The sequence below is a fragment of the Actinoplanes lobatus genome, assembly GCF_014205215.1.
Taxonomy (GTDB): Bacteria; Actinomycetota; Actinomycetes; order Mycobacteriales; family Micromonosporaceae; genus Actinoplanes; species Actinoplanes lobatus.
The window spans coordinates 9,224,821-9,236,959 of sequence record NZ_JACHNC010000001.1 but is presented as its reverse complement, the minus strand read 5'-3'; the positions used below and the strand labels follow the sequence as shown (position 1 = coordinate 9,236,959).

Sequence of the window (12,139 nt, the reverse complement as noted above, 5' to 3'; positions counted from 1 at the left end):
GATTTCGTAACATTCCCGTCCCCGTGGGGCTGCTTCCCCGACAGCCCCTCAAGAGGAGGAAAGGCCCACATGTCCGTAGAAATCCCCAGTCGGCGCGGGCGCGTCCGCCTGCTCACCGCCGCTCTCTGCACCGCCGCGATGGCGATCGCCGGGGTTACCGTGGCCGGCACCGCACACGCCGAGTCCGACCGGACGGTCAGCTCGAACACCACCGGAACCCACAACGGCTACTACTTCTCGTTCTGGAAGGACAGCGGCAACGCGAGCATGACGCTGCGCGCCGACGGCCGGTACTCCAGCAGCTGGAGCAACAGCACCAACAACTGGGTCGGCGGCAAGGGCTGGGCCACCGGCAGCCGCCGGACGGTCAGCTACTCGGGCACCTACAACCCGGGCAACAACAACACCTACCTGGCCCTGTACGGATGGACGCGCAGCCCGCTCATCGAGTACTACATCGTCGAGAACTTCGGCAGCTACAACCCGAGCAGCGGCGCCACCCGGATGGGCACCGTCACCACCGACGGCGGCACGTACGACATCCTGCGCAGCCAGCGGGTCAACGCTCCGTCGATCGACGGCACCCAGACGTTCTACCAGTTCTGGAGCGTGCGGCAGTCGAAGCGCAGCTCCGGCACCATCACGATCGCCAACCACTTCGACGCGTGGGCCCGGGCGGGCCTGAACCTCGGCACCAACCACAGCTACCAGATCATGGCGACCGAGGGTTACCAGAGCAGCGGCAGCTCCGACATCACGGTCTGGGAGGGCGGCACCACCAACCCGACCACCCCGACCAGCAGCCCGACGCCGGGCGGCGGCGGCAGCAACTGCACCGCCACGCTGTCGGCCGGCCAGCAGTTCGGTGACCGGTTCAACCTCAACGTCGCGGTGAGCAACGCCAGCAACTGGACCGTCACGCTCAACCTCAACGGCGGCCAGAGCCTCCAGAACAGCTGGAACGCCGCGGTAAGCAGCAGCGGCAGCACCGTCACGGCCCGGCCGAACGGTGCCGGCAACAACTTCGGTGTGACCATCCTGGCCAACGGCAACTGGACCTGGCCAACGGTCACCTGCCGGACCAGCTGACCCCCGATCACGACGCGGCGGCCGCCCGGCCGCCGCGTCACCGTCGGGTTCGGACGATCAACAGCCGTGTCGGACCTGTTCAGATCCTGTGATCTTCGTTACGGTACCGTCTGTGACGATGCGTAAGGGCGTCAATCGAGTGCTGCGCAACCTCACCGGTTACGAGCTGCGCAAGCCGAAGCCGCCGGTGAAGAAGGCCGCGCCGAAGCCCACACCCGCCCCCGAGCCCGCTGCCGCCAAGCCCGCGGCGCCTCCCGAGATCAAGTTCCCGGTCGACTACGACGAGGCCGCCCGGGCCACCATCCGCGCCGTCAAGCCATGGACCATGACGTCGCCGGAGAAGCTGAACGCCCTCGTCCACTCGGTGCGCTACGTGGTCCGCCACCGCATCCCGGGTGACGTGGTCGAGTGCGGCGTCTGGCGCGGCGGCAGCATGCTGGCCATCGCCAAGACCCTCGCCGAGACCGGTGACACCGACCGCCACCTGCACCTCTACGACACGTTCGAGGGCATGAGCGAGCCCACCGAGCACGACAAACGGCACGACGGCCGCAGCGCCGCCGAAATGCTGGAGACCAGCGACAAGAGCTCCGGCGTGTGGGCCTACGCCTCCATCGAGGACGTGCGGGCCACGATGCGCGAGTCGGTCTACCCGGCCGACCGGATCCACTACTACAAGGGCAAGGTCGAGGACACCATCCCCGGTGACGCCCCCGAGCGGATCAGCATCCTGCGCCTCGACACCGACTGGTACGAGTCGACCCGCCACGAACTCGAACACCTCTGGCCGCGCCTGGTGCCCGGCGGCGTCCTGCTGCTCGACGACTACGGCTGGTGGGACGGCGCGAAACGGGCCGTCGACGAGTGGCTCGAAGAGGTGAACCCGCAACTGCTCCTGCTGCGCATGGACGAGGGCCGGGTAGGCATTAAGCAGACACTCAGCTAGTTCCGCTCACCCCGTACCGCGACGGGCCCGATGGGAAGGGCACAGCCGGGGGTGCCGGCACCGGACGGGGGAGTTTGCACATGCGTATTGCCGATGTCAGTGTGGGCAAGCGTCTCGGCGCCTCCTACCTGCTGCTCACCGCGCTGATCGTCACGTCGGCGGGCGCCGGCTGGTGGGGCCTGCGCCAGCAGGCCGACGCCGCGGACCAGCTCGCCGTTCTGGAGCAGGTGCGCGACGACATCCAGGCCGCCAAGTACGCCGCCTCCGACGTGACCGGCTGGCAGGGGCTCTGGATCGCCGACGTGGGCGCCTACGGGTACGAGTACTCCGTGGGCCCCGACGGCTACAACCGGCAGGGCGAGATGAAGTCGAAGGACGCCCTCTACGCCGGTCTCGCCGCCACGAACACGGCCGGCATGACCGAGGCCGAACGGGCTCAGTTCGACCAGCTCAAACCGGCCTGGGACGACTTCTTCGTCTGGGACGAGACCATCAACAAGTGGCTGTCCGAGGACACCAAGGCCTCCCGTGCCAGGGCGATGGACAGCGTCAACGGCGGCGAGGCGTCGGCGGCGTACGGCAAGGTGCTGGACATCACCGCGGAGCTGGACGAATCGGTCAACGCCCGCGCCGATGAGGTGCGCGCCGACGTCAACCGGATCAAGAACACCGCCACGACGGTGCTGGGCGGCGCGCTCGCCATCGCCGTCATCCTCGCGGTGCTGATGGGCTTCCTGGTCACCCGGTCGGTGGTCCGCCCGCTCAACGTCGTGGTCGAGGGGCTCAAGCGCCTCGCCGGCCGGGACCTCACGGTACGGGTGAACCTGAACCGCCGCGACGAGCTCGGCCGTCTCGGCGTCGCCCTGGACCAGACCGCCGACGCGCTGCGGGAGACGGTGTCGACGATCGCCTCGCACGCCGGAACCGTCTCGTCGGCCTCCCGCGAGCTGTCCTCGGTGTCGGCGCAGATCGCCGAGACCAGCGTCGACATGGACACGCAGGCGGCCGCGGTGGCGTCGGCGGCCGGCAGCGTCTCCGGCAACGCGAGCACTCTCCAGTCCGGAAGCTCGGAGATGGCCCAGGCGATCGACGACATCGCGCGCAGCGCCGGTGAGGCGGCGCGGGTCGCCGGTGAGGCGGTCACCGTGGTCGAGCAGACCAACAAGACGGTCGGCAAGCTGGGCGACTCCTCGGCCGAGATCAGCAACGTGGTCCAAATGATCACCTCGATCGCCGAGCAGACGAACCTGCTGGCGCTCAACGCCACCATCGAGGCCGCCCGGGCCGGCGAGCTCGGCAAGGGCTTCGCCGTGGTGGCCGGCGAGGTCAAGGAGCTCTCCCAGGAGACCGCCCGGGCCACCGAGGACATCGCCCGGCTGGTCAAGACCATCCAGCAGGACACGTCGAACGCGGTCGGCGCGATCAGCGAGATCGGCGGCGTGGTGGCCCGGATCTGCGACTTCCAGACCCTGATCGCCGCGGCCGTGGAGGAGCAGACCGCCACCACCAGCGAGATGGGCCGCAACGTCGCGGAGGTGGCCGAGAGCAGCGAGGCCATCGCCACCAACATCGCCGGGGTGGCGACCGCGGTGGGCTCCACCACCGCGGTCGCCAACCGGGCCCGGTCGAACGCCGAAGGCCTGGAGCGCACCAGCAACGAACTCCAGCAGCTGGTGGCGACCTTCACCCTGTGAGGCCTGTGCGGCCTGTGACATTCTGTCCTGCATGTCGATGTACGGCCGGTTCCTCGCCGCCGCCCTGGCCCTGACGCTGGCGGCCTGCGGCGCCGGGGAACCGGCCCCGGCCGTCACCGCCGCCTCGCCGGCCTCGCCGGTTCCCGAAACCACGGCGAGCGCCGCTCCGGTGGACGGCGGGGAGGCGCCCGCCGTCGCGGCCACGACGCCGGGCGCGCACGCTCCCGGACCGCTGCCGCCGGTGGTCCAGCACGGGCCCCGCGACGTGAAGAAGGTCGCGCTCACCTTCGACGCCGACATGACCGACGCCATGAAGGCCCGGCTGCGCAACGGCACCGTGTCCTCCTACGCCAACCTGCGCCTGCTGGGCATCCTGGAGACGCGGCGGATCCCGGCCACCTTCTTCGTGACCGGGCAGTGGGCCGAGCAGTACCCGGACGTCACCCGCCGGATCGCCGGGAACCCGCACTTCGAGATCGCCAACCACAGCTACGAACACGCGGCCTTCACCGGCGGCTGCTACACCCTGCCGCGGCTCGCCCCCGGCGAGATGACCGGCGACGTCGACAAGACCTTCACGACCCTTCATCCGTACGGCGGACGCCAGACCCGCTACTTCCGGTTCCCCGGGCTGTGCCACGACCGGGCGGCCCTGCGGGCGCTGGCCCCGCTCGGGGTGACCGTGGTCGACGGTGACGTGGTCAGCGGCGACCCGTTCGCCCGCGGCGCGGCCCCGGTCATCGACGCCGTGCTGTCCCAGGTGAAGCCGGGCTCGATCGTCATCATGCACATCACCGAGGCGAACGCCCGCTTCACCGACGACGCCCTGCCCGCCGTCCTGGCCGGCCTGCGGCGGCGCGGCCTGGAGCCGGTCACCCTCTCCGAGCTGCTCGCCTAGACCGCCCGTGGCACCGGCCGGTGCGCCCGGGCCCGCCGGCCGGCCGTGAACGCGATCACCCCGGCCCACCCGGCGAGCACCGCGAGCCCGGCCCACCACGGCAGCGGGAAGTACCCGGCCGACGGCGCGTAGTGGGCCAGCACCTGCGGATACTCCACCTCGGTCTGCTTGACGGCGAACCCGGCGGCCGGGGTGACCCGCAGCAGCCACTGCGCGACCGGATCGGGCAGCAGCGGTACGGCGGTGACCGTGTACGGCACGATCACCAGCAGCAGCGCGAGCGCCCAGCCGTACCGGAGAAGGGACCCGAGCCCGTAGGCGAGCACCGCGCACAGGCCGATGGCCACGGCGAGCCCGGCGACCACCCGGACAACGGCCGGCTCACCGGTCACGGCGAGGACGGTCCCGACCGACAGCAGCCCGGTGACCAGCGCCGCCGCGCCGACCGTGGCGGCCCGCCGCGGCTCGAAGGGCGCCGCCCGGCCGTAGCGGGCGGCCAGTACCAGGATGATGATCAGGGCGACGACCAGTCCGGTGAGGGCCGCGTCGGCGGTCGGGTCCGGGTCCTCGCCGAGCGGCCCGATGTCGCCGGTGCCGCTGATCGTGACCACCCCGTCGGTCTGCACGGCCCCGGCCGGGTTGTGGTACTTCTCCCAGTCGGTCACGTTCATCTCGCCGACCGGCTCGCTGGCCCAGGCACCGCCGCCGCCCTCCACGGTGACGCCGTCGAACACGCCCACCGCCTGCGTGAAGCGGCCCTGCCCGATCCGGCCGCCGAGCGCGACCCGCTGGAGGGTGAGCCCGTGCGGGGAGGCCGCGAACAGCCCGACCCGGACGGTGTCCGGCAGCCCGTCGAGCTCGGCCGACCCGACGTCCTGCCATCGCACACCGTCGGGCGACTCGGCGCCGGTGATCGTGTCGCCGGAGCGGGTCAGCCGCAGCCAGCGCGGGTTCCCGGCGGACACGCCACCGGGCCGTCCGGCCACGTCGTGGCGGTAGTCGTGCTGGAACCGGACCCCGTGCTCGCCGGTCATCATGAGCGCCGCGTACCGGGAGCCCGGCCGGAGCCCGTCCTTGACGATGATCCCGGTCTTCGCCCACGGGACCAGGCCGGGGACGATCTCGTCGTGGTCCGGCGGCGGATAGGTGATGGTGCCGGTCATCGATGTCAACCGGACCGTGATGCTCCCCTGCGGCCCGAGGTCGCGGTGCAGGAACCAGAACCGGTCGCTGACCACGTCGCCGTCGCCGGTCACCGGGGTCGGCGGGCACGGGCCGGGGTCACAGGAGACGTCGATGGCGGAGGTGGACAGGACGCCGAGCGCCACGACGGACACGGCCGCCGCGGCGAGGGCCACGATCCGGCCCGGGCGGAGAAAGTCTGCGCTGAACATGCCCGGATTTCTAGGTGCCGGCCGGTAACACGGCCCGAACGCCGCCTGTCACGCCGCTGTTAGGTCCGGCCCGGCATGCTGTAACGATGTTCCGGTCGCGTCTGGCCACGGTGGGGACCCGGTTCACGGTCCTCTACGCGGCCGTCTTCCTCGGGTCCGGGGTGCTGCTGCTGGCGGTCGCCCTGGCGTTCTCCGGCGGCAGCAGCACCTCGATGGCGCCCCTCCAGCAGCAGAGCGGCCCGGCCGCGGCCCAGCAGCGGATCACGGCGCTGGAGGAGCAGCTCGACGCCGTCCAGGGCGAGCAGGCCCGGCGGCTGGTGTTCGGGTTCGCCGTGGCCCTGTTCGTGATGGCCGTCCTCTCGCTGCTGCTGGGGCGGCTGATGGCCGGCACCGTGCTGTCGCCGGTCCGGTCGATCACCGCGGTCACCCGGCGCATCTCCGCCGACAACCTGCACGAGCGGCTCGCCGTGCACGGCCCCGACGACGAGGTGAAACAGCTCGCCGACACCATCGACGGGCTGCTGGAACGGCTGGAGGCGTCGTTCACGGCGCAGCGCCGGTTCGTCGCCAACGCCTCGCACGAGCTGCGTACTCCGCTCGCCACGATGCGCGCCACCCTGGACGTGGCGGTCGCCAAACCCGACCCGGCCCCCGCGACGCTCGTGCTCGCCGGGAAACTGCGCACCCAGTTGGACCGGGTCGACCACCTGCTCGACGGGTTCCTGACGCTGGCCCGCGCCCAGCACGGCGGCACCGGCGAGGCGGTGCCCAACGACCTGGCCGAGCTGACCGCCGCGGCGCTGCGGGACCGGGCCGCCGAGGTGTCCGCCCGGCGGCTCGCGGTGACCGTCGAGCTGCCGGCCGGCAGCGTGGTACGCGGCAACCCGGCGCTGCTGGCCCGGCTCGTGGCGAACCTCGTCGACAACGCGGTCACCCACAACGTGGACGACGGGTGGGTCCGGATCGCCGGCGGTGAGTCCGAACTGATCGTGGAGAGCGGCGGCCGGGTCTTCGCGCAGGATCAGGTGGACCGGCTCACCAGGCCGTTCGAGCGCCTCGGCGCGGAACGGGTCGGCTCGTCCGGGCTGGGGCTGTCCATCGTGGCCGCGGTCGTGGCCGCCCACCAGGGCACGCTGGAGCTGACCGCCCGCCCGGACGGCGGCCTGCGGGTGGCGGTGCGGCTGCCGTGAGGATCCTGGTGGTGGAGGACGACCACGCCCTGGCCGACGTGGTGGTGGAGGGGCTGACCGATGCCGGGCTGGCGGTCGACGTCGCCCGCGACGGGCTGAGCGCCGCCGAGAAACTGGAGCTCACCGCGTACGATGTGATGGTTCTTGATCGTGATCTGCCCGGCCTGCACGGCGACACCCTGTGCCAGATGATCACGGACCGCCCGGACGACCGGCCGATGGTGCTGATGCTCACCGCGGCGGGCGAGCCCGGTGACCGGGTCAGCGGGCTCACCCTTGGCGCCGACGACTACCTGGCCAAACCGTTCCACTTCCCGGAGCTGATCCTGCGGGTCCGGGCGCTGGCCCGCCGCCGGCCGGACGCCCGGCCGCGCACCCTGCGGGCCGCCGGGATCGAGCTGGATCCGGTCCGCCGCACCGTGGTCCGCGACGGCCGTCAGCTGCCGCTGTCGGTGAAGGAGTTCGCCGTGCTGGAGGCGCTGCTGCGGGCCAGCCCAGGATTTCTGAGCGCGGAGACCCTGCTGGACAGCGTGTGGGACGAGCACGCCGACCGATTCACCAACACGGTCACCGTGACGGTCGGCCGGCTGCGGCGCAAACTCGGTGACCCGCCGGTCATCACGACCACGCCGGGGGTGGGCTACCGGATCGTCTGACCTTCCGTCTCCGGAAAACCCACACCAGGACCACGGCGGCCAGCACCGCCCCGGCGACCGGTAGCAGGGCGGCGGCGATCAGGCCGTACCGGAGCCAGTCGGTGTCCGGTGGCCCCGGATCGCCGAGCGGGTTGCCGGTCACCGGTGGCACGTCGGCGGTCAGGGCGGCGTACGCGTCCACCACACCGTGCCCGCGCCCGTAGTCGACGTCGGCGATACCCGGGCCGGGCGGCACCCCGGTCGCCAGCAGCCGGTTGATCACCGCCCCGGCCGGCAGGTCCGGGTATGTCGACCGGACCAGCGCCACCACCCCGGTGACCAGCGCGGCCGCCGTCTCGTTGCCGCTGTTCGGGATGAGCTCCCGGTAGCCGCCGCTGTCCGGGTCGAGCACGATGACACCCTCGTTGCCGGACGCGTTGCTGGTCGGGCCGGGCGCCCGCAGGTCCGCCCCGATCGTCGACCGCAGCCGCCCGGCCACCTCGCCGTCGCCGTCGACGCCGCCGGCCACCAGCACCCCGGTACGCAGGCCCGCGGGGAGGTCGGCCACGTCGTCGAGGGCCATCACCACCACGACGTCCTTCGACTGCGCGTACCGGATGCCGTCGAAATCGGCCGTGAGGCCGTCGGAGATCGCGGTGTTGAGATAGAGCACGCCGGCCCCGGAGTCGGCCAGCCAGCGGATCGCCTTCTCAAGTTCGTCCTGGTGGTGGGCGTTCAGCGGCCGCACCGACGCGGCCGGGGCGGCGCCGACGATGCCGCCCCGGGCCGCGATCAGGCCGATCTCCTCGGTGGCGTGGCTGTCGGTGGCCGGCTCGCCGGACGGTGTCTGCTGCATCCCGCCGAGGATCGCGTCCGGCGCGACCCGCATGGTCGGCAGCACGGCGTCGCCCAGGTCGGGGTGCGGCATCGGCGCGCTGCTGGTCAGCACGCCGACGGTGACGCCCTCGCCGCGGCTGATCCCGTGCGCCTGCGGCGCCTTGATGACGTCGAGATACCACTGCTCGTCGCGGGGAGCGGCGGCCGCCGGGTCCCCGGGGAGGGTCAGCAGGGACGCGAGCAGAAGTCTTCCGATCCACTTCGACGGCACAGCGGATGTTAACTTGACGCCGCAAGTTCCATCGACAAAGCTCACCATTGAGCAACCTCAATTTTGTGGACGTTCGGCCCATGCCACGAAGCCGCACATCTGATGTCGGATGCGAAGTGACCGGTAACGACCGTCCATAAAGGAGGTTCCGTGCGCACACCATCCCGTGCGTTGGCGGGCACCACCACAGCATTCGTCGCCGCGGTGCTCGTCCTCTCGCCAGGATCCGGCGGAAGCGCCGCACCGGGCGCCGCCATCCCCAGCCGGGCCGAGACCCCGGAGATCCACGCCGACCACGACAACGGCGAGCTCATCGACAACCGCAAGGGCCGCGTCGCGCCCAGCGCCGAACAGCGGACGCTGGCCGCCGAGGCCGACGCCTCCGCCCGGTGGAACACCTTCGGCACCCCGGCCACCCTCACCGCCACCACCGCCGAGCCGCTCGCCGAGGGCCTGCCCGCCGAGCCCGTCGCCGCGGCCCGCGCCTACGTGACCGGCAACCTCGACGTCCTCGGCATCACGCCGGCGGCCGCCGAGTCCCTCGAACTGCTCACCACCCGCAAGCTCGGCGAGGGCGACGTCGTGCTGCTGCGCCAGCGGTTCGGCGACCTCGACGCCGGCCGCGACGGCCTGATCTCGATCGGGCTGCGCGACGGCAAGGTCTGGCACGTCAGCTCCTCACTCGCCCGCGACGCCGCCGCCCCGCAGCCGGCCACCCTGACCGCCGCCGAGGCCGAGCGCATCGCCGCCGCCGACGCGGGCATCACCGCTCCCACCCTGCTGGGCACCAAGCTCGTCGCGGTACCCACCGCCGACCAGGGCGCCCGCGCCGCCTACCAGGTCGCCCTCGGGGACGGCCTGTCCAGCGCCGACCCGGTCGCCTACACCACGTGGGTGGACGCCCGCGACGGCGGCATCCTGGTCCGCGAGGACATCGTCGACCACGACGCCGACAACCCCGAGTGGGAGGTCTTCCCCAACTCGCCGCGCACCGACTACTCCTCCCGGGACACCCGCCGGCGCTGGTGCTGGGCGCCGCAGCGGGGCTGTGACGAGGTCGTCGCGACCCCGGCGTCCCCGCAGGCGTGGGACGTCGACCCGGTCACCGGCACGTCCACCGCCACGACCAGCGGCAACAATGCGTTCGCCGTGCACAACTGGCTCTCCAACGACCCGTTCACGGTCGGCACCGAACTGGCCACGCCCAGCCCGGCGCGCGAGTACACGTACCCGTGGACCAACCAGTGGCACGACACCAAGTGCGCGCCCACGGTCTTCGACTCGGCCGCCCGCAACGACATCGACGCGGCCCGGGCCAACCTGTTCGTGCAGCACAACCGGATGCACGACTGGTCGTACCTCCTCGGCTTCACCGAGGAGACCTGGAACATGGAGGGCGACGGCGGCGACCCCGAGCAGGGCAACGCGCAGGCCGGCGGCATCAGCGGCGGCCCGCCGGACTTCCTGGCCCGCAACAACGCCAACCAGATCACCCCGCCCGACGGGCAGGCCCCGATCACCAACATGTACCTGTGGCAGCCCATCGCCGGTTCCTTCTACTCGCCGTGCGTCGACGGCGACTACGACATGTCGGTCATCGGCCACGAGTACACGCACGCCATCACCAACCGCATGATCGCCGGCCCGGACGCCGGCCTCAGCTCCCCGCAGGGCATGAGCGAGAGCTGGTCCGACCAGCTGGCCGTGGAGTACCTGGCCGAGCACGGCTACGCCCCCAGGGGCGCCCGCGGCTTCACCGTCGGCGAGTACGTGACCGGTGACCCGGTCGCCGGCATCCGCAACTACAACATGAGCAGCGGCGCCAACCGGCTCAACTACAGCGCGGTCGACTACGACTTCGTCGGGTTGCAGGTGCACGCCTCCGGTGAGGTGTGGAGCGCCACCAACTACGACATCCGGTCCGCGTTCGTCAAGCGGTACGGCTACGGCAGCTCCGCACTCCAGAAGGCGTGCGCCAACGGCAAGAAGGCGGTCACCTCCTGCCCGGGCAACCGGCGCTGGATCCAGCTCGTCGTCGACTCGTTCCTGCTGATGGCCAACAGCGCCAACAGCCAGGTCGACGCCCGCGACGCGCTGCTCGCCGCCGACCGGATCCGCTTCGGCGGCGCCAACCAGGACATCCTGTGGAACGCGTTCGCCAAGCGCGGCCTCGGCGAGGGCGCGGCCAGCAACGGCGCGGCCGACGTCAACCCGACGCCGAGCTTCACCTCCCCGCACGCCAAGGAGGCCACGGTCACCTTCCGGCCGGTCGACGAGCACGGCAAGGCGGTCACCGGCGCCAAACTGTTCGTCGGCGACTACCAGGCCCGGGCCGTCGCGGTCGCCGACACCGACCCGGCCACCGCCCTGCCCGACACGGTGAACCTGGTGCCCGGCACCTACGCGTTCGTCGCACAGGCGCCCGGCCACGGCCACGCCCGCGTCTCACCGGAGTCGCTGCGCTCCGGCGAGAAGGAGAAGCTGACCGTGAAGCTGCCGCGCAACGTCGCCTCGGCGGCCAACGGCGCGACCGCCACCGGCGACGGCGTCAACCTGGCCCGGCTCCTCGACGACGACGAGGCCACCAACTGGGCCTCGCTCGGCAGCGCGGTGGCCGGCAAGGGCGTCAGCGTGGACCTCGCGGGCGACGCCCAGAAGGTCCGGCGGATCCAGGTCAGCGCCATGCTGCGCCCGGCCGTCGCCGGTGACGTCGACGCCGGCACGCAGGCCCGGGTGTCGGCGCTGCGCCAGTTCAAGGTGCTCGCCTGCACCGCGTCCGCGACGGTCACCTGCTCGGCCCCGGCCGACTTCACGACCGTCTACACCAGCCGGCGGGACGCGTTCCCGGCCGTGGCGCCGCGACCCCGGGCGCCGCAGCTGATCATCCGGTCCTTCGACATCCCGGATGTCACCGCCACGCACCTGCGCATCGAGGCCGTGACCAACCAGTGCACCGGCACCCCGGACTACGCCGGTGAACAGGACGACGACCCGCGCGCCAACACGGACTGCGCCACCGCCAGCCCGCAGGCGCTCAACGTGCGCATCGCCGAATTCCAGGCGTTCACCCGCTAGCAGCAGAAAGGTGGGCGGGCCCGCGGGCCCGCCCACCTTTTTCATGCACGCCCGGCCAAGAGCGGATCGAGAGCCGGCCGATAGAAGAACGTCATAGCGTTCTGCCCAGT

Annotated in this window: 9 protein-coding genes; 7 read left to right on the top strand and 2 right to left on the bottom strand. The window is 71.8% G+C overall.

What is annotated here, in order from left to right; translation table 11 throughout:
• Positions 1 to 69: 69 nt before the first annotated feature.
• From BJ964_RS42115 to BJ964_RS42100, 4 genes are all read left to right on the top strand, one after another.
• Positions 70 to 1,089 (top strand): glycoside hydrolase family 11 protein, encoded by a 1,020-nt coding sequence (locus BJ964_RS42115; RefSeq protein ID WP_229806725.1) that lies wholly within the window; start codon positions 70 to 72, stop codon positions 1,087 to 1,089.
• Positions 1,090 to 1,207: 118 nt separating this feature from the next.
• Positions 1,208 to 2,035 carry a TylF/MycF/NovP-related O-methyltransferase gene (locus BJ964_RS42110; protein WP_188127468.1) on the top strand — a complete coding sequence of 276 codons (828 nt, stop codon included), beginning with the start codon at positions 1,208 to 1,210 and terminating at the stop codon, positions 2,033 to 2,035.
• Positions 2,036 to 2,115: 80 nt separating this feature from the next.
• On the top strand, positions 2,116 to 3,729 hold the full coding sequence (locus BJ964_RS42105) for a methyl-accepting chemotaxis protein (RefSeq protein WP_188125882.1): 1,614 nt from the start codon (positions 2,116 to 2,118) through the stop codon (positions 3,727 to 3,729).
• A gap of 31 nt (positions 3,730 to 3,760) precedes the next feature.
• Positions 3,761 to 4,627: a polysaccharide deacetylase family protein gene (locus BJ964_RS42100; RefSeq protein ID WP_188125881.1), complete on the top strand. Its 867-nt coding sequence runs from the start codon at positions 3,761 to 3,763 to the stop codon at positions 4,625 to 4,627.
• Here BJ964_RS42100 and BJ964_RS42095 read toward each other — a convergent pair.
• Positions 4,624 to 6,021, bottom strand: coding sequence for a DUF1349 domain-containing protein (locus BJ964_RS42095; RefSeq protein ID WP_188125880.1), 1,398 nt, complete (start codon positions 6,019 to 6,021; stop codon positions 4,624 to 4,626). The genes BJ964_RS42100 and BJ964_RS42095 overlap by 4 nt on opposite strands.
• Positions 6,022 to 6,107: 86 nt before the next feature.
• Here BJ964_RS42095 and BJ964_RS42090 point away from each other — a divergent pair, with 86 nt between their 5' ends.
• Both BJ964_RS42090 and BJ964_RS42085 read left to right on the top strand, forming a co-directional pair.
• Entirely contained in the window at positions 6,108 to 7,211 is a 1,104-nt protein-coding gene (locus BJ964_RS42090; RefSeq protein WP_188125879.1) for a sensor histidine kinase, read from the top strand.
• A complete protein-coding gene (locus BJ964_RS42085) occupies positions 7,208 to 7,867 on the top strand; it encodes a response regulator transcription factor (RefSeq protein ID WP_188125878.1) in 660 nt (219 codons plus the stop codon). Before BJ964_RS42090 ends, BJ964_RS42085 begins: the two co-directional genes overlap by 4 nt.
• Here BJ964_RS42085 and BJ964_RS42080 read toward each other — a convergent pair.
• Positions 7,830 to 8,954 (bottom strand): S8 family serine peptidase, encoded by a 1,125-nt coding sequence (locus BJ964_RS42080; protein WP_188125877.1) that lies wholly within the window; start codon positions 8,952 to 8,954, stop codon positions 7,830 to 7,832. The two genes, BJ964_RS42085 and BJ964_RS42080, sit on opposite strands and share 38 nt — an antisense overlap.
• A gap of 150 nt (positions 8,955 to 9,104) precedes the next feature.
• Here BJ964_RS42080 and BJ964_RS42075 point away from each other — a divergent pair, with 150 nt between their 5' ends.
• Entirely contained in the window at positions 9,105 to 12,029 is a 2,925-nt protein-coding gene (locus BJ964_RS42075; RefSeq protein WP_188125876.1) for a M36 family metallopeptidase, read from the top strand.
• The last annotated feature ends 110 nt before the right edge of the window (positions 12,030 to 12,139 follow it).

Coding starts and splice junctions, on each gene's coding strand:
- BJ964_RS42115 (WP_229806725.1), top strand. CDS start 70: ATGTCCGTAGAAATCCCCAGTCGGCGCGGGCGCGTCCGCCTGCTCACC.
- BJ964_RS42110 (WP_188127468.1), top strand. CDS start 1,208: ATGCGTAAGGGCGTCAATCGAGTGCTGCGCAACCTCACCGGTTACGAG.
- BJ964_RS42105 (WP_188125882.1), top strand. CDS start 2,116: ATGCGTATTGCCGATGTCAGTGTGGGCAAGCGTCTCGGCGCCTCCTAC.
- BJ964_RS42100 (WP_188125881.1), top strand. CDS start 3,761: ATGTCGATGTACGGCCGGTTCCTCGCCGCCGCCCTGGCCCTGACGCTG.
- BJ964_RS42095 (WP_188125880.1), bottom strand. CDS start 6,021: ATGTTCAGCGCAGACTTTCTCCGCCCGGGCCGGATCGTGGCCCTCGCC.
- BJ964_RS42090 (WP_188125879.1), top strand. CDS start 6,108: ATGTTCCGGTCGCGTCTGGCCACGGTGGGGACCCGGTTCACGGTCCTC.